We start from the raw sequence: 17,148 nt of genomic DNA on the forward strand, positions 1-17,148 counted from the left end.
GTTTCCTCCGTCTGTTCATCGTTGATTGTCTTTTTTGGATCAGCGCGAGCCGCGCATGCGCGGATCGAGCAGATCGCGCAGCGCGTCGCCGAACATGTTGGTGGCGTAGACCACGACGGTGAGGCAGAGGCCGGGCGCCAGGGCGAGCCACGGTCCCTGCAGCATGAAGGTGCGGCCGCTGCCCGACAGCAGACCGCCCCAGGTCGGCGCCGGCGGCGGCACGCCGAGCCCGAGGAAGGACAGGCCCGATTCGGCCAGGATCACCGTGCCGACGCGAGTGGTGAACAGCACGATCACCGGCGCCATGACATTGGGCAGGATGTGGCGCCACAGGATGCGCAACGTCGACGCGCCGGTCGACTGGGCGGCATGCACGTACATGTTCTCGCGCACCGAGACCACGGCGCCACGGATGATGCGGCTGCCGGCGATGCCCAGCAGCAAGCCCAGGGTGACGATGATCTGCGGCATGCCGGGGCCGACCACCGAGACCACGACAATCAGGATGATGAGGTCGGGGAAGCTCATCCAGGCATCGACGAAGCGCTGCAGGACGAGGTCGAATCTGCCGCCGAGATAACCCGACACCACGCCCAGGATGATCGAGATCACGGTGGCCAGCCCGGCGGCGCAGAAGCCGATGATGACCGAGAGCTGGGCGCCGTAGATGCAGCGCGAGAGCATGTCACGGCCGAGATTGTCGGTGCCGAACGGGAACTGCAGCGACGGCGGCTTCAGCCGGTTGAGCGGGCTGATCTTGTTGTAGGCGTAGGGCGCCAGCACATCGGCGAAGATGCCGACCAGCAGGAACGCCACGAAGATGATGGCGCAGATCGCACCGAGCGGCTTCTCGCGGAACAGCCGGCCGATGAAATGCAGGACCGGTCCGCGGCGGCGGCGCGGTGCGGTGGCCGGCGAGATGTCGGCGATCGAGGCCATCAGCGGTACCTCACCTTGGGATCGAGCAGGCCGTAGCTGAGATCGACCAGCAGGTTGATGATCATCACCGCCACGCCCACGATCAGGAACACCCCGGTGATCACCGGATAGTCGCGCTGGCTCACCGCATCGAGCAGCAGCAGGCCCATGCCGGGAATGACGAAGATCTGCTCCATGATGACGGCGCCGCCGATCAGCAAAGGCGCCTGCAGGCCGATCAGGGTGACGACCGGGATCAGGGCGTTGCGCAGGGCGTGGCGCGCCACCACCAGCTTCTCGCCCAGGCCCTTGGCCCAGGCGGTGCGGATGTAATCCTGCCGCAGCACCTCGAGCATCATGGTACGGGTGAGCCGCATGGTGAGCGCCGACAAGGCGAGTCCCAGGATGATCGCCGGGATCACCATCTGGCTGAGATTGGCCAGCGGATCCTTGCTGAAGGCCACGAACTGGATGGGCGGCGACCAGCCCCACCAGATCGACGGGAACACCATCACCATGGTGCCGATCCAGAAGCTCGGCACGGCCAGCATCAGGATCGAGAAGGAGCGCGCCACGTAGTCGCCGCCGCTGTCCTGGCGGACCGCCGAGTAGACGCCGATCGGAATGGCGACCATCAGGCCGACGATCAGCGCCATGGCGCCGAGCTCGAAGGTGATCGGCAGGCGGGCCATCAGCTGCTCGGCAACCGGCGTGCTCTGCCACAGCGACTTGCCGAAATTGCCCTCGAGCAGGATGCCGCCGATCCAGCGCCCGTACTGCAGCCACATCGGCTGGTCGAGGCCGAGCGCCTTCTCGAGCTGCTCGCGGCCCATCTTGGCGGCGGCGATGTCGTTCTGCGACAGCATCAGGTCGATGATGTCGCCGGGGATCAGGCGGACCGTCACGAACACGATGACGCTGGCGAAGAACAGGGTCGGCACCAGCGCCAGCAGGCGTCGGACGATGTAGGCCTGCATCAGGCGCCTCCTCCTGTCACGATGACCTCCCGATCGACAAGCTCGGCATAAAGACGCGCCACGTCGGCGGCGCGCCGCTCGAGGATGCGCCGGCTGTTGAGCGAGCGCTTGTCGGTGACCTCGCCGGCCTCGGCCGACGGCGGCTCGTCGACCACCAGCAGGCGCTGCACGCTGAGGCTCGATCCGCCGCTGCGGCCCTCTGGCCGGCCGTTGAAGGCGGCGAGCAGGCGCTGCAGCGCCGGCCGCCAGGCCGTGGGGCCGCCAGCCTCGGCACAGGCCGTCGCGTCGAGCCACAGCAGAGCGCCGAGAAACGGCCGGTCGGGGGCCGCGATCACCAGGTCGCGGACATAAGGCTGCAGCGCATCGATCAGCCGGGTGCGCAGCGTGGTGGCACGCACCCAGGTGCCCGACGCCAGCTTGAACTCCTCGGACAGTCGGCCGGCGAAGGCGATGCCGGCGACCGGATTGTCCTGATCGACCCAGCGCGCCGCGTCGCCGGTACGGAAGAAGCCTTCCTCGTCGAACGCCGCCTGCGTCGCCGCCGGATCGCGATAGTAGCCCGCCATGACGTGCGGACCTTTTACGCGCAGCTCGTAGCGATCACACGCCGGCACCAGCTTGGCCGCCGCACTGGGCGGCGGCAGGCCAAGCAGGCCCGAGCGGTCGACGTTCCAGTAGACCATCAGGCCCACGCTGGTGGTCTCGGTCATGCCCCAGCCGCAGCCGAACGGCAGGCGCTCGCCGAGCTGGCCGACCGCCAGCGCCTGCAGCCGGTCGAAGCTTTCCTGCGGCAGGAGCGCCCCGCCGTAACCGAGCCCGCGCAGGTTCTTGAAGAATTTCTGGCGCAGGTCGGCGTCGCGCTCGAGCGCCTCGAGCAGCATCGGATAGGCCGCCGGCACGGTGGCGAAGCCCGACGGCGAGAGCTCGCGCAGGTTCTCCAGCGTCTCGTCGAAGCGGCCCGGCAGCGGCAGGCCGCCATCGATGTAGAGCGAGCCGGTCGAGCGGATGACGCCGTTGAAGTTGGAGTTGCCGCCCCAGGCGTGATGCCACGGCAGCCAGTCGAGCGAGACGCCGACCCGGTTCTCGTCGAGCGGCTCGCCCAGCGAGCGGTTCATCTCGGTAGCAGCGGCGAGATTGCCGTGGGTGTTCAGCACGCCCTTGGGCTGGCCGGTCGAGCCTGACGTGAACAGAATCTTGGCCGGCGTGTCCGGCCCGAGATGCAGCCGGCGCTCGGCCACCGCGGCATCGATCGAGGCGGTGGCCAGCGCGCCGAAGGCGAGCCCGCGGCCGTCGTCATAGCGGCCATCGACCGTGACGACGCGGGCGCCGCGCGCCGCGACGCACCTGAGAGCGGCGCCATAGACCTGCGAGTCCTGGGCGAACACCAGCGCCGGCTCGATCAGCGCCAGCGCCTGCTCGAGCCGCGCCGGGTCGGCCGAGCGCGACAGGTTGGGCGACAGCGGCGCCACCAGCGCGCCGGCGCGCTGGGCGCCTAGCATCAGCAGTGCGTACTCGAGGCTGTTGTCCGACAGGATCGCGATCGGAGCGCCGCCCGGTCCGAAGCCCTGGGCAATCAGCCAGGAGGCGACGGCGCCGCTCCTGGCCCACGCCGCGGCATAGGTCAGCCGCTGCCACGCCCGGTCGGGTCCGCGCCGCTCGGCGAGGAAAGTGACGTCGGGCCGGCGCAGCGCGGCGCGCTGCAACAGGTCGATGATCAGCGGCAGATCGGCCGGCAACTCACGCCCGGCCGTCAGCACCAGCGTGCCATCCGCGCGCCGCTCGACCGAAACCGCCGGCTTGGGCCGGTTAAGCACGCGCATGGGGGCGACGTGACTCACCCGCTCGATCCCTCCCGAACCTCTCAGCCCCTGCCCGCCCTGTACGGGACTCGTTGGGCTCAGGCTGCCGGGATTGCAGGCGCGGCGCAAGGCTGCTCATGCTCTTCCGAACCGCCGGCGCGCCCGCCGGTCCAGACGGAAGTCACTCGGAAGCCCCCAGAAACCGGTGAAAATTTGCGAGCTTAAGACCCGATCAGCCGCTTCTTCAGCTCGCCGGCGATCAGCTCGTTGCTGAAGGCGTTGGGATGGCCGTCGTGCGGAATGAGGAGCTTCGAGACGTCGTACATCCAGGTCAGGCGGTCGACGGCGAGCAGCGGCATTCCCTCGCGGCGCAGCCGGCTCAGAACTGAGACGAGCTCCTTCTGGTCAATCCCGGCGCCGCCCCACGAGCCTGCATTGGCGTGCTCGTCCGGCCAGGAATAGACCACGATCAGGGGTGCGTTGAACTTCTCGCGCGCATACTGCTGCAGGCGGGACAGGATCGCGACGAACAGCTCCATCTGCTCGTCCTGGCGCTGCTTGCGCCCGATCGCATCGACGAAGGCGAACTGCTCGCCCAGCAGATAGCGGGCGCCGGCGATCGGGTTGAGCAGGCGGTATTCGTTGAACGAGCCGGTGTGGCGCAGCACGCCGTTCTCCAGCACGTAGCGCGGCGAGGAGCCGAGCCAGGAGCCGTCGCCGGTGACGCGGGCGAGCTGGGCCGGGATGATCCAGGTCACCACCGCCTTCACCGGATGCTTGGCGTAGCGGTCGAGCAGGCCGCTGTCGAACAGGCGCAGCAGGTGGTTCGGGCCATAGCCCGGCACGCCGAGATTGACCCCCCGCACCTTGTAGTTGTTGGCCTTGGCGAACTGCGCCGCCAGTGATTCCTCGTCCACCAGCCCCTGGCCGAATATGAACGAATCGCCCAGGAACAGGTAGGTGTCGGCATCGGCCGGCGCCGTCGGCGTCACCCGCGCCGCCTCGGCATCGAAATGATAGGTCCGACGGTAGATCATCTCTCCGTTCCAGGTCGCCGTCGCGATCGCCTCGGAGTTGGGCAAGGGCCGGAAGCCCATGATCGGGTTGGGCTGTGGCCACCAGCGCGGCTCGGTCAGGCGCACCAGCCCCTGGCCCATGGGCGTCGGCGTCAGCAGCCCGGCGAAGCCGTCGAGCAGGGCGAGGCCCAGCGCCACGGCCCCGACCAGCAGGGCGCCGCTACGCCAACGGTTGCCGCGGAACAGCACGACACCGGTCAACCCAAGCAGGGCCGCCACCAGGCAGGTCCACAACGCGGACGGCAGCAGCATGGCGGCTGCCGCCAGCACGCCGGCCATCGCGGCCGCAAGCCAGAGATTTCGACCGACGCCGGCCATTGACCTAGGAATGCCCCACAGAAGTAGGCTGCGGTGTAAGGGTTTGGCGGGAAAACATCAATGCGCGGGAAATTGCCCTTTGCGGGCCTCCGGGGGTCGACCTGACGAGCCTCATTGCCTGCCCGGTCGCCGCGCGACCGTGCCGGGCGATTGCGGCGCCCACGTGATCAAGATCGAGCCACCGGGTAAGGGCACTCCTCGGCGGCGTGATCAACATCGCCACCCGAACGCTGAGCGGGAGGGTTCGCTGAGCCTTCGGCTGGAGCCCCTGGCCGGCGACCTCGGCGTCGCAGACTTCAATCGGGTGACGCGCGGTTCTACAATTCGGCAATGCAGTTGCTTAGTCGTGGGTCGGCAACGACGGTGAGGGCACGCCGCAAAGGCAACCCGGAGCCGCATCGGCCGCGTTCCTCGCATCGCCGCGAGCACGAGCGGCGGGTCAACCGCAACATGGACTGCGTGCAGGCCCACCTCTCCGAGGACCTCACGCTCGACAAGCTGGCCGCGGTCGCGGCGTTGTCGCCGTTCCATTTTCATCGTGTCTTCGCCTCCATCACCGGCGAGACATCGTCCGGCGGGGTCCGTGCGGTGCGGTGCGAGCTCCGCCTCCCCGGCCGGCCCTCTCCCTTGCTCTCCTCCCCAGCTTCGCTGGGGAGTTGTCGCCGTTCTACGGCGACGGAGGAGCCATGAGTCGTGACCCCATGACCCCTCCGCCCCGCATGACGGGGCACCTCCCCAGCGAAGCCGGGGAGGAGAATGAAAAGCCCGCCCATATACGAATGTCCTGCTCTGAAAGCGCGCGCGACCAGTCGCCCGCGGCGTGGCGGCAGGAAGCACGGCACCTCGGGCGCTCCGGGACGATTCTCGCCGTCAATCAGCTCGCCCAGCTCGCCATTCCCTTCGTGACGGTGACGATGACCGGCCAGCTCGGCGTCGCTCCCCTCGCGGCGGGCGGCGTGGTCGGCAGCATCGGGCTGCTGCTGTTCATCACCGCGCTCGGCGTGATGCAGGGCCTGATCCCGCAGCTGAGCGCCAGCCTGGGCGCGAAGGACCTCCAGGCAGCCGCGCGCACCGTGCGCGGCGGCTTGGTGATCGCCGTCGCGATGGGCCTCGGGGCGACCGTGATCATGGCCGGCGTGCCGTGGTGCCTCGCACGCGCCGGGCAGGATCCGGCCGTGCTGGCGGAGGCGCGACGCTTTATCCATGCCCTGCTGCCGGGATACCTGCCGGGCATCGTGGCGATCGCGCTCCGCTTCTTCCTGATCGCGGCGAACGACCTTCGCTGGCTGAACGCGATCATCATTGCCGGCACGGCCTTCAATCTGGCCTCCAACCTGTTCCTGGCCGGCGGCCGATTCGGGCTCGACGGCATGACCGCGATCGGCATCACGATTGCCATGACCAACTGGCTGATGCTTGGTCTGCTGATGACGGCAGCGGCCCGCTCGCGGCATGTCCCGCCGGGCGTCCTGAACCGGCATACCGGCCTGGCGATGCGCGAGGCACTCCGGCTCGGCATCCCCGTCGGCGCGATCTTCTTCACCGAGACGCTGCTGTTCACCGGGTCGAGCGTGCTGATGGGCACCTTCGGCAAGGCCGCGCTCGCCGCCCACGGCATCGTCCTGCTGTGGCTCAACATCGCGCTGATGATTCCCATCGGCATCTCCCAGGCCGCGATGGCGCGCGTCGCCGCCCTGATGGGGCAGCGTGACTTCGCGACCTTGCGGCAGGCCGTGCTGGTCTCGCTGGTGATCGGCTTCGCGCTGTCGATCGCCATCGGCATCGTGCTGATGATCGGCTCGAGCGGGCTGGTTCTGCTCACCTTGGGAACCAATTCGGCCGCCGACCAGGAGGTGATCACGGCAGCGCGCGGCTTCTTCCGGTTGTGCGCGATCACCCAGCTCCTGTCAGGTCTCGTCATCGTCATGGCGAGCATCCTGCGCGGCCTGCGCGACACCAACAGCGTCCTGTGGTTCGTCATGCTGATCTATTGGGGTGCCGGCCTCGGCGGCGCCGTCCTGTTCGCCTTTCCCCTGGGGCTCGGCGGCACAGGAGTTTGGCTCGGCATCACACTCGCCTTCGTCTTCGCCGTCACGCTGCTCACGGTGAGGTTCGGGCGGGCAATCTCTAGATTGCCGCGGCCCGTAGGCACCGCGCCGGGCACCGCCACGTCCCTGTCGTGACCAGGACAAGAAGGCTCGAGCGTCAGGCGCCGGCGCGATCCGGGGAAGCGAGGCGTCTGCTCATATGGACGGCGGTGCCGCTGTTCAGCACCTCCTCGCGGTCGATCCGATAGCCCAGGCGCTGGTAGAGCGTGACGTTCGCGGCAAAAAGCTTGTTGGTGTAGAGGCGCACCTCGCCGTAGCCCGCCGCGACCGCCAGTCGCTCGGCGTGAGCGACCAGCGTGCGGCCGAGGCCCTGGCCCTGGAAGGCAGGCGACACGGCGACGTTCTCGATCAGGAGGTGGTCGGTCTCGGCCACGGTCTCGATCAACGCCGCCAGCTCGCCCTCCTTGTAAAGGAGGTCGATGCGATGATCGCGCAGCGCCGCCTCGTAGTCAGCGCGCATCGGCAACGGCTCGCGGCCGGCGACTGGAACCCACTTGGCATAAGCGAGCCGGGTCAGCGCGCGGATCGCCGGTGCGTCGGCGGTGACGGCGCGGCGCAGCCCTTCGATGGGCTTGTCGTCGGGAGCGACGCGCTGTGGGATGTTCATGGTCAATTCTTGCGTCCGTTGCGTCAGTGCGTCAGTGGACTTTGGAATCAATAACTTGGCACTGACGCAAGAACGCGTGCTGACGCACGCTTACGTCGGTCGCTTCGGATTGCATCAGCAAGTTGGTCACAGCGCCTCTCTCTCTCTCGTTGGCACGCGTCGCACGTCGCCTCTCTCCTACCGCAGGAAACGGCGACGCGGAACGCTGGCCTGCCTTGCTGGCTTGCGTCTGCTGCCAATATCCGTGCAATCAATTGCACGGGGTTCACGGCTCGCGATCGAGCGCTCGATCTGCCGCATGCTGCTTCGGGATACGGCGAAGCGGAACGCCGGCCTGCCGCGCTGGTTCGCCTCTGCCGCCACTATCCATGCAATCGGAACTGCTTGCCCCCGGCGCACGGGCGATTGCGCGTCGGCACGGCAGAATGGAGCCGAGTTGGCGCCACGTAAGCCAATCATGCTCTAGGCCTCCGGAATCGAGCGGTCGACCTGCCAAGTGGCGCCGGAGACGGTCGGTTCGAGACTCAGCCGGCCAACGATCTGTTCCAGCGCCTGGTCGGTGCGCTTGCCGGCGACTGCCTGGGCGGTGACGGTCACCTTCGACGTGTCGGGAATGTCCTCGCTGTCGATCCGGCGCAGGCCGAGCCCGGCCTGGGTCAGCGACTGCAACAGCAGCGCGCGCATGTGCGCCTCCTCGCTGCCGCGGCAGGTGATCTCGATGCGATACCAGGTCTCGGCGTTGGTCGCGGCAAGCAGGCGGCGGTTGAGCCTCGACACGATCGGCCGCAGCGCGAAGTTGACGACGATCACGAAAGCCGCCGCCAGGGTGCCCGGCCCGAACAAGCCGCCGCCGACCAGCGTGCCGACCATGGCCGAGCACCACAGCGTCGCAGCCGTGTTCAGCCCGTGCACGTTGATGCCCTCGCGCAGGATGACCCCGGCGCCCAGGAAGCCGATGCCGGTCACCACCTGCCCGGCGACGCGCGTCGGATCGCCCTCGCCGACCAGCCCGGAGAAGGCGACGAAACCGCACGCGCCCAGCCCCACGAGGGCATTGGTGCGCAGTCCCGCCATCTTCTGGTTCCACTGCCGCTCGAAGCCGATCGCCGAGCCGAGCAACAGGGCAACAACAAGCTTCAGGGCCATCAGGGGCAGCGCGGCGAGGTCGAGGATCATCGGGCCGTCCTACCCGCAGGAACGTTACGCATTCATGACGTTCGCGGGAAGCGCGCTTCCGTGGCTCATGCGGCAGGGCATCTGCATACGGCAATAACGCCGTCTTCCCGACCGAAACCGAGCGCAGCAGAGGGACCTTTCTTGTTGTCGCTTCAACAAGATAAGGTCCCTCGACTGCGCCGCCCTTTGGGGCGGCTTCGCTCGGAATGATGGAATTTTGGCCGTACGCGAATGCCCTGCGGATCGCGAGCCGTCTACGGATTGATGACGGGCCGCCGTTCGACTAGGCGTAAGCCTCGCCGCCTTTAGTCCGAGGCCGCCACGTCTGAACCCCTGCAGGTAACATGAGCACATCCGACATCACCCGCGTTCCGAACAAGAAATTTCCCGCCAAATCGTCGGTGGCAATCTATCGCCTGCCGGGCGGCGGCGGCTTCCTGTGGGCCGTGGCGGTATCGCCCGACCGCACCCGGGACATTCGCGTCCAGACGCTGGGGGCGCTTGGGGTCATCGATACATACCTGAAGGAGGCCGGTCTCGACCGCACCCGCATCGTCAAGGCCGAGATCGTGGTGACCGACCACGACAACAAACCGGCGTTCGACGACGCCTGGGCGAGCTGGATGCCGGCGGGCTACGGGCCGGTCCGGTCCTTCGTGCAGTCGGTGATGCCGGAAGGCGACCTGATCGAGATCATCATCACGGCCGCGCTGCCGGCCTAGAGCCTAGTCCAGCTTCGCGCCGGAAGCCTTGATGATCTTCGCCCACTTCGCGGAGTCCTCCGCGAGGAACTGACCGAATGTCGCGCCGAAGACCGTGCCGGGCTCGGCGCCGACTTCGGCGAGGCGCTTCTGCATATCCGGCGATTGGAGAATGGCGGCGACGTCCTTTTCCAGCTTGGCAAGGATCGGCGCCGGTGTCTTCGCCGGCGCCACCAGGCCGAACCAGGAGAAGACCTCGAACCCGGCGAGGCCGGATTCGGCGACGGTCGGAACGTCGGGCAGCGCTGCCGCGCGGCGGGCGCCGGCGACCGCCAGGACGTTGATGCTCTTGCGCTGCACCTGCTGCAGGACGCCCGGCATGTTGTCGAACATCATCGCGATATGCCCGGCGACAAGGTCGTTCATCGCCGGTGCCGCGCCCTTGTAGGGCACGTGGACGATGTCGATGCCGGCGACGCTCTTCAGCAACTCGCCGGTGAGATGATTGGTCGATCCGTTGCCCGAGGATCCGAAATTGAGGGTGCCGGGCCGCGCCTTGGCAAGGGCGATGAGCTCCCGGACATCCTTGGCCTGCAGCGAAGGATGCACGACGAGAACGATCGGCACGGTCGCGACCAGCGCGATCGGCGCGAACGCCTTGACGGGATCGAGCGGCAGGGTCTTGTAGAGCGCCGCGTTGATGGTGAGCGGCGGTGGAGCCGAGAGCAACAGGGTGTAGCCGTCGGGCTCCGAGGCCGCGACCACCTCCGCGCCGACATTGCCGCCGGCGCCGGCGCGATTCTCGACGAGAAACTGCTGGCCGTTCAGGTCCGACAGCTTTTGCGCCAGCATGCGCGCAATGATGTCGTTGGAGCCGCCGGCCGGAACCGGAACCACGATCCTGACGGGGCGGGACGGGTAGGCCTGCGCCATCGCGGCGGCGCTGAGCGCCACCAGGCAGCAGGCAGTCAACATGGTACGGATGAAATGGCAGCTCATGGTATCGACGTGGCCTCCCCGGCGCAGGGCGTTCGAGCTTGGACGCCCACTCATTCTCCTCCCCCGCAATCAGGGAAGGTGCCCCATAGGCGTTAAAATGCAAAGGGACCTCACCCTGAGGAGCGGCCTGCCCTTCGACGCGCTCCCCTCCTCACCCTGAGGAGCCGCGCACAGCGCGGCGTCTCGAAGGGCGAGGAGGGGAGCTTGCTCAGGATGAGGAGGCCGCGTCTCGATTCGGGCGAAGTAACCTTCGCCCTTTGGTCGGCAACAGTGAAGGACGCTGGGTAATGTCTCAGTTCGAATTTTCGGGATGGCTACTGCCATTACTCGCCCCGCTCGCTCCTCCTGATCTGCTGCGCGACCTGCGGCATCACCTGGTCCAAAAGAGCCAGGCAGTCTCGATAGCCGGCCAGGCCGAGTTCATAGGGGTCCGGAATGCCGCCTTGATGTTCGTTTGCGACAATCACGTGCGCCAGGTCGGCGCCCATAGCGGAACGGACCTTGTCGGCCTCGTCGTGGCCGACACAAACGATCCATCGGTACTGACCGAGATCAAGGTCCCCGATCCAGCGGCTGACATGGCCGCTCAAATTGACCCCACGCTCCTTCATGCACGCGACCGAGCGGTAGTTGGCGGGGCGTCCTGCCAGCTCCTTCGTCAGGCCAGCACTTTCGACTAGGAACGCGGTGCCAAGATGCTGCTGAAGCACCACTTGCATCATCGGGCTGCGGCTGATGTTACCGACACAGACACAGAGGACTTTGCGACCCATGGTGGCTCCTAGACTTCCTGCTCTTTGTAAGCTCCACGCGGTCCTTGGGGGAGGGATGAGTAAGCGTCCAGATGCGAGTGGCATGCCTTGCGGCGCCTGTCGATGACCCTTGACTCGGAGCACCGGTCCCTCAAGTCGTCGCGCGCGTGCACCTTCCCCCGTCGCTGGCCGATTGCTAGACAGCAAGCCTCTCGGGGGGACTAGCACCATGGCCAATACGCCCGTCGATATCCTGATCGTGGGCGCCGGCGCGTCCGGCGCGGCGGTGGCGTGGCGGCTGTCGGAGGCGGGCTTCCGCATTGTCTGCCTCGAGCAGGGCGGCTGGCAGAAACCGGACGAATACTCGACCACCTTCCCCGACTGGGAATTCCGCGGCGCCACCAGCTTCAGCTTCAACCCCAATGTGCGCGCGCTGCCCGAGGATTATCCGGTCAACGACGCCGAGTCCGACATCACGCCGCTGATGTTCAACGCGGTCGGCGGCAGCACCATCCATTGGACGGCGCATGCGCCGCGCTTCCATCCTTCCGACTTCCGGGTGAAGAGCCTCGACGGCGTGGCCGACGACTGGCCGATCTCCTACGCCGACCTCGAGCCCTACTACGATCTCAACGATGCCTGGATGGGCTGCTCGGGCATCGCCGGCGATCCGGCCAATCCGCCGCGCACCAAGCGGCCGATGCCGCCGCTGTCGCTCGGCCCGGACGGCGAGCGCCTGGCGCGCGCCTTCGACCGGCTGGGCTGGCACTGGTGGCCGTCCGACTCCTACATCAACTCGATCCCCTATCGCGGCCGCGGCGCCTGCAATCATTGCGGCCCCAACGGGCTGGGCTGCACCCAGCGCGCCAAGGGCTCGACCGACATCACCTACTGGCCGGCGGCGATCGCCAACGGCGTCGAGCTGCGCACCGGCGCGCGCGTCTGCGAGATCGCTACCGGCCCCGACGGCCGCGCCACCGGTGCGCATTATTTCGCGGCCGACGGCACCAGGCAGTTCCAGCCGGCGCGGCTGGTGATCCTGGCGGCCAACGGCATCGGCACGGCGCGGCTGATGCTGCTGTCGAAGGGCGTGCGGCATCCCGACGGGCTCGCCAACTCGAGCGGGCTGGTCGGCCGCAACCTGATGTTCCACCCCTGCGCCATGATCACCGGCTTCTTCGACGACGGGCTGGCGCCGACATGGCAGGGCGCGCTCGCCAACATCCTGCTGAGCCAGGAATTCTACGAGACCGATCGGGCGCGCGGCTTCGTGCGCGGCTACACCTTCCAGATGGCGCGCGGCAGCGGGCCGGCGGTCACGGCGATGGGCCTCAACCTGCCGCCGGTGCGCTGGGGTGCCGGCCATCACGCCGAGTTCGCCCGCCGCTTCGGCAAGTCGACGATGATCGCCGCGCACGGCGAGGACCTTCCCGAGGCGCACAACCGGGTCGAGCTCGACCCGGTGCTGACCGATTCGCACGGCATCCCGGCGCCCAGGATCTTCTACAAGCTGTCGGAGAACTCGGCGCGGCAGATGGCGCACGCCGTCGAGACCGCCGGGACGGTGCTGCGCGAGGCCGGCGCGCACACGGTCCAGGCGACGCCGCTGCTGCGCGCCGCCGGCTGGCATCTCATGGGCACCGCCCGCATGGGCGACGATCCGGCCGGCTCGGTGGTCGACCGCAACGGCCGCGCCCACGACGTCGACAATCTCTACATCGTCGACGCCAGCATCTTCGTCACGGGTGGCGCGCTCAACCCGACGCCGACCCTGCAGGCGATCGCGCTGCGCATCGCCGACCACATTCGTCTCGCGCACGCCGACCTGCGCGGCGCGGCCTAGGGAGCAAACGATGACGGATACAGGATCGCCGTCCGACACGAGGGCGCTCACCCAGACTGAGCGCAGCGCGCTCAGCGCCCTGATGGACCGGCTGGTGCCACCGATCGACGACCTGCCCGGCGCCGGAACGATGGCGTTGCTCGCCGAGGTCGAGGCGATGGCCGGCCGGCACGCGCCGTACCGGCGCGCGCTGCTGCATATCGCGGACGCGCTCGGCACGGCCGCCTTCTCCGCCCTCGACGGTGCCGCCCAGGACGCCGCGATCAGCCGCTTCGAAAAGGCCGAGCCCATGACCTTCGAGGCGGTGCGGGCCATGGTCTATCTCGCCTACTACGGCAACGGGCGCGTCCACCAACGCATCGGCTGGCGCGGCGGGCCCTTGCAGCCGCACGGCTTCCCCTTGCCGCCGTTCGACGAGCTGGTGCTGGAGACGACCCGCAAGCGCCAACCGCTGTGGCGGCAGGTCTGAAACACCTCCCCAACGAAGTTGGGGAGGTGTCGGCGTAATCGCCGACGGAGGGGTCAGGAGTCTCAGTGGGGCTCTCGACCCCTCCGCCCCGTAAGACGGGGCACCTCCCCGGCGAAGACGCCAGGGAGGAGTCCGACTACGCCGCCACCGCGAGGCCCGTCGTCTCGTCGACGCCGGTCTTGAGGTTGATCACCTGGACCGCCGCGCCCGAGGCGCCCTTGCCCAGATTGTCGAGCGAGGCCACCACCAAAATGTTCTCCTCGGCGTCGTTGCCGTAGACGGCGAGCTCCATCGAGTTGGTGTCGATCAGCCGGTCGGCGCGCAGGAAGCGGTCGCGCTCCAGCCACTTGCGGTCGGCGAGCGGCCGCACGGTGACGAATTTCTCGCCCGCATAGTGATCGGCCAGCACCTTGTGCACGTCGGCCGCCGTCACCTTCTTCGCCACGATGTCGCGCGTGATCGGCACCATGACCAGCATGCCCTGAGCGTAGTGCCCGACCGACGGCACGAACAGCGGTGCGTGCTCGAGATGCGAGTACTTCTTCATCTCCGGCACGTGCTTGTGCGCCAGCTCGACACCGTACAGGCCGAACGGCTCGACGTCCGGGTCCTCGTGAACGGCGATCAGCTCCTTGCCGCCGCCGGTGTAGCCGGAGACGCCGAACACGGCGGGCGTCGCGTCGGCGCGCACGATGCCGGCGTCGACCAGCGGCCGCATCAGGGCGATGCCGCCCGTCGAGTAGCAGCCGGGATTGCTGATCCGCTTGGACTCGCGCAGCTTCTTGCGCTGCGCCTTGTCGAGCTCGGGGAAGCCGAACGTCCAGCCGTCGGCGATGCGGTGTGCCGTGCTGGCGTCGATCACGCAGGTATCGGCGTCACCCAGCGCCGCCATCAGCTCCTTGACCGCGGCGTCGGGCAGGCAGAGCACGGCGATGTCGGCCGCCTTGGTGATCTCGACGCGCTTGGCGAGATCCTTGCGGTCGGCCATCGGCAGCTCGAGCAGCTCGATGTCCGGCCGATCCTTCAGCCGCTCGTGGATCTTCAGCCCGGTGGTGCCGTGCTGGCCATCGATGAAGATCCTGGTCTTGTTGCTGGTCATGGTCTTCTCTCGCGCAAGTTGGAGGCCTTCTGGAACCGGCCGACTGGAGAAGAAGGATGATGGGAAAGCCGCTCGATCCTCTCCAGCGGCTTCACAATGACGGCGCGCTGTTACGCGCGCGCGTCTTCACGCCGCTTGTAAAAGCGGCGGCGTCGCGACCGGAAGGGAGCGAACGGCTTCATGGTGGACGCGGATATTTCACCGGCGGGGGCCTGTGTCAAGCCCGGGAAGCGGCTGACCCGAATTGCCGGGCAAGCGTCGTGTCCTGCCATACGCAGCCGGAAGCTGACCGGCGCGAGCTTTCCTACCTACGCTCACGTCGGCAAGGCGAAGCTCCGATGGTTCACGGGCGAGGATCTGATCCATCGTTTCGAATCGTCGCCCGGCAGCTTCCGCGCCTTTTGCCGCGTCTGCGGCTCGATGGCGCCGGGACAGGCGCCTTATCTAACAACCGTGATGTCGCTCACGAGGAGCGCGCCGAAGGGAAAAGCTCCGCCAAGGTCCCGACCGCGCGCTCCGCCTCGGCGCGGTCGGGCGTCTCGTCGGTGACGTCGTAACCCTCCATCTCGCCGCCGGCGAAGGACTGGACGACGATCCCGTCGCGTCGCGGCACGGTCAGGATATGCCGGTAGACCAAGCCGTAGCGCACGTCGGGTTGCGGGATCAGGCGGGCGATCTGTCCGCGCACCGGGACGAGCGTCTCGTCCCGCCATAGCGCCCGAGCGCCGTAGCCCGTGCAGTTGATGACGACCTTTTTGCCCAAGGCGGCGATCTGCGACGGCGAGGTGAACTCGGCGCGCCGGAACTGGCCGCCGGCGATGAAGAAATCGTTGAGCAGCGTGCGGCCATAGTCGGGAATGTTGAAGATCATGATCTCGCTGCGGGCGACGGAGGCCGCCGTGAACGGCGAAGCCTCGGCCGGCACGCGGCGCCAGATCGGCGTGATGTCGGCTATGCGCCGTCGATAGGAGACGAAGTCCAGGGCTGGCCGGGCAACGGAAGGGCTGCTCGCGCCGCTGTCCGCTCCGGCCGGAGGTGCGGGTGGGGTTACGCTGTACTGGTCGACCCATTCCACCGGCGTGCCCGGCAGTCCCAGGTAATCGCGGTGCGTCTTGAAGGCGGTGCGCGCCATATCCTCCCACACCGTTCCAAAACCCGCATCCGCCTTGTCGGCCAGCGCGACCCGCGAGTCGGGAGTCCATTCGCCGGTGGCCCTGGCTGATGTGGTCAACGGCAACTGGTCGCGGGCATAGATCGTCACGCGCGCGCCGGCGCGCTGGGCGAGGGTCGCCGAGGTAAGGCCGAGTGCGCCGCAACCGATCACCGCGACCTCGGTGGGACTGCCCTGCATCGCCAGCCGCACCGCCCGGGCGCTGGAGCCCCAGGACAGCGACCAGCCGCTGCCGCCGTGTCCGTAGTTGTGCACGATCAGCATGTCGCCGAGCCGCTCGGTATCGACGCGCGGCCCGGCCGGCCGGAACGGCCTGAGGCAGACGGCGATGTCGATGATCCGGTCGGTTCGCGCGCGGATGGGCACGAGCGACGGCGCGGCCTCGAAGGACGATCGGCCGGGCACCTGCGAACAGGCTGCTGCCAGCATGCCGCCGCCAAGGACGGAAGAGGCCTGCAGCAGCCCGCGCCGGCTCAAGCGCGCCTTCTCGCCCATTCCTGATACGGTCGTCGCGAATGCCGGACGGGCGGCCGCCGGCTTCTCTTGGCAATCAACCCGAAGGCGGATTGTCGGGCGGCTCGCCTTTGCAGGCTCGGCTCGTGAGCCAGCAACTGGTTCCCCTGATCGAGCGTCGCTTGGCGAGAGGCGCCTGGCCCAAGTCCGTGCCCGAAATGCCCGCTATCCATCCGGCACTGGCGAAAGGATACCGTCGCGCCGTCTTCCCCTGCGGCTTGTCGATCGATAGTGATCATCCGGCGAGCCAATGATTACGCGGCTACGCCTGGTTCCGATCGGAATGACGGTGCTTTTGCAGGTTGCAAATGCCGACCGGGACAACAGGTCTCGCTGATCCGCTTGTCGCTGCAGTCCCCACTCGGACTGGTGTCAGCGTACGGTGACGGTGGTCGTCGAGGCCTGGGCCGGCGCGGTGTAGACCGGGGCCGGGCGCGTGACCGTGGTCGTCGCGCCGGACGGCGTGTTGTAGGTGGTGGTCGTGGTCGCGGCTGCGGGAACCGGGCTCTGGACAGTTCGTGATTCAACGGCGCACGCCGACGTGCCAGCGGCCAACGCCAAGCAGATCAACAACCGTTTCATGAAGTCCTCCTTGCGTGCCGACCTCGACAACGGCGTCTCG

15 protein-coding genes and 1 pseudogene are annotated in these 17,148 nt (G+C 67.9%); 5 read left to right on the plus strand and 11 right to left on the minus strand.

Going from position 1 to position 17,148, the window contains the following annotated elements; genetic code table 11:
• Positions 1-39: 39 nt before the first annotated feature.
• The 4 genes from ACILR9_RS06320 to ACILR9_RS06335 all read right to left on the minus strand — a co-directional run bounded on the left by ACILR9_RS06320 (position 40) and on the right by ACILR9_RS06335 (position 5,088).
• Complete coding sequence (locus ACILR9_RS06320; protein WP_395709058.1) at positions 40-939, minus strand: ABC transporter permease; 900 nt, start codon at positions 937-939, stop codon at positions 40-42.
• The gene (locus ACILR9_RS06325) at positions 939-1,895 is read right to left on the minus strand and encodes an ABC transporter permease (RefSeq protein ID WP_395709059.1); all 957 of its coding nucleotides are present in this window, start codon (positions 1,893-1,895) and stop codon (positions 939-941) included. The genes ACILR9_RS06320 and ACILR9_RS06325 overlap by 1 nt, the downstream gene beginning before the upstream one ends.
• A complete protein-coding gene (locus tag ACILR9_RS06330) occupies positions 1,895-3,733 on the minus strand; it encodes an AMP-binding protein (protein ID WP_395709060.1) in 1,839 nt (612 codons plus the stop codon). The genes ACILR9_RS06325 and ACILR9_RS06330 overlap by 1 nt, the downstream gene beginning before the upstream one ends.
• A gap of 182 nt (positions 3,734-3,915) precedes the next feature.
• Positions 3,916-5,088, minus strand: coding sequence for a hypothetical protein (locus tag ACILR9_RS06335; protein ID WP_395709061.1), 1,173 nt, complete (start codon positions 5,086-5,088; stop codon positions 3,916-3,918).
• Between the two features lie 450 nt (positions 5,089-5,538).
• Here ACILR9_RS06335 and ACILR9_RS06340 point away from each other — a divergent pair, with 450 nt between their 5' ends.
• Positions 5,539-5,778: an AraC family transcriptional regulator gene (locus ACILR9_RS06340; RefSeq protein WP_395709273.1), complete on the plus strand. Its 240-nt coding sequence runs from the start codon at positions 5,539-5,541 to the stop codon at positions 5,776-5,778.
• Between the two features lie 89 nt (positions 5,779-5,867).
• Positions 5,868-7,271, plus strand: a complete 1,404-nt coding sequence (locus ACILR9_RS06345) for an MATE family efflux transporter (RefSeq protein WP_395709062.1) — start codon at positions 5,868-5,870, stop codon at positions 7,269-7,271.
• A 22-nt stretch (positions 7,272-7,293) separates the two neighbouring features.
• On the opposite strand, the gene ACILR9_RS06350 is transcribed toward ACILR9_RS06345, so the two are convergent.
• Both ACILR9_RS06350 and ACILR9_RS06355 read right to left on the minus strand, forming a co-directional pair.
• Positions 7,294-7,803, minus strand: coding sequence for a GNAT family N-acetyltransferase (locus tag ACILR9_RS06350; RefSeq protein WP_395709063.1), 510 nt, complete (start codon positions 7,801-7,803; stop codon positions 7,294-7,296).
• 463 nt (positions 7,804-8,266) lie between these two features.
• A pseudogene (locus tag ACILR9_RS06355) lies at positions 8,267-8,949 on the minus strand (MgtC/SapB family protein); the annotation flags it as partial.
• A 374-nt stretch (positions 8,950-9,323) separates the two neighbouring features.
• Between ACILR9_RS06355 and ACILR9_RS06360 the strand changes: the two are divergent.
• Positions 9,324-9,701, plus strand: a complete 378-nt coding sequence (locus tag ACILR9_RS06360; RefSeq protein WP_395709064.1) for a RidA family protein — start codon at positions 9,324-9,326, stop codon at positions 9,699-9,701.
• A gap of 3 nt (positions 9,702-9,704) precedes the next feature.
• On the opposite strand, the gene ACILR9_RS06365 is transcribed toward ACILR9_RS06360, so the two are convergent.
• The gene (locus ACILR9_RS06365) at positions 9,705-10,679 is read right to left on the minus strand and encodes a Bug family tripartite tricarboxylate transporter substrate binding protein (RefSeq protein WP_395709065.1); all 975 of its coding nucleotides are present in this window, start codon (positions 10,677-10,679) and stop codon (positions 9,705-9,707) included.
• Positions 10,680-11,002: 323 nt separating this feature from the next.
• Positions 11,003-11,452 (minus strand): low molecular weight phosphatase family protein, encoded by a 450-nt coding sequence (locus ACILR9_RS06370; RefSeq protein WP_395709066.1) that lies wholly within the window; start codon positions 11,450-11,452, stop codon positions 11,003-11,005.
• Between the two features lie 208 nt (positions 11,453-11,660).
• Between ACILR9_RS06370 and ACILR9_RS06375 the strand changes: the two genes are divergently transcribed.
• Together ACILR9_RS06375 and ACILR9_RS06380 are read left to right on the plus strand one after the other, a co-directional pair.
• Complete coding sequence (locus ACILR9_RS06375) at positions 11,661-13,274, plus strand: GMC family oxidoreductase (protein WP_395709067.1); 1,614 nt, start codon at positions 11,661-11,663, stop codon at positions 13,272-13,274.
• 10 nt (positions 13,275-13,284) lie between these two features.
• Complete coding sequence (locus ACILR9_RS06380) at positions 13,285-13,743, plus strand: hypothetical protein (RefSeq protein WP_395709068.1); 459 nt, start codon at positions 13,285-13,287, stop codon at positions 13,741-13,743.
• Between the two features lie 136 nt (positions 13,744-13,879).
• On the opposite strand, the gene argC is transcribed toward ACILR9_RS06380, so the two are convergent.
• From argC to ACILR9_RS06395, 3 genes are all read right to left on the minus strand, one after another.
• The gene (gene argC / locus ACILR9_RS06385) at positions 13,880-14,842 is read right to left on the minus strand and encodes an N-acetyl-gamma-glutamyl-phosphate reductase (protein WP_395709069.1); all 963 of its coding nucleotides are present in this window, start codon (positions 14,840-14,842) and stop codon (positions 13,880-13,882) included.
• Between the two features lie 463 nt (positions 14,843-15,305).
• Entirely contained in the window at positions 15,306-16,490 is a 1,185-nt protein-coding gene (locus ACILR9_RS06390; RefSeq protein WP_395709070.1) for an FAD-dependent oxidoreductase, read from the minus strand.
• A gap of 408 nt (positions 16,491-16,898) precedes the next feature.
• Positions 16,899-17,108 (minus strand): hypothetical protein, encoded by a 210-nt coding sequence (locus tag ACILR9_RS06395; protein ID WP_395709071.1) that lies wholly within the window; start codon positions 17,106-17,108, stop codon positions 16,899-16,901.
• Positions 17,109-17,148: the final 40 nt, after the last annotated feature.

Origin of the sequence: Reyranella sp., assembly GCF_044224635.1 — a bacterium.
Taxonomy (GTDB): domain Bacteria; phylum Pseudomonadota; class Alphaproteobacteria; order Reyranellales; family Reyranellaceae; genus Reyranella.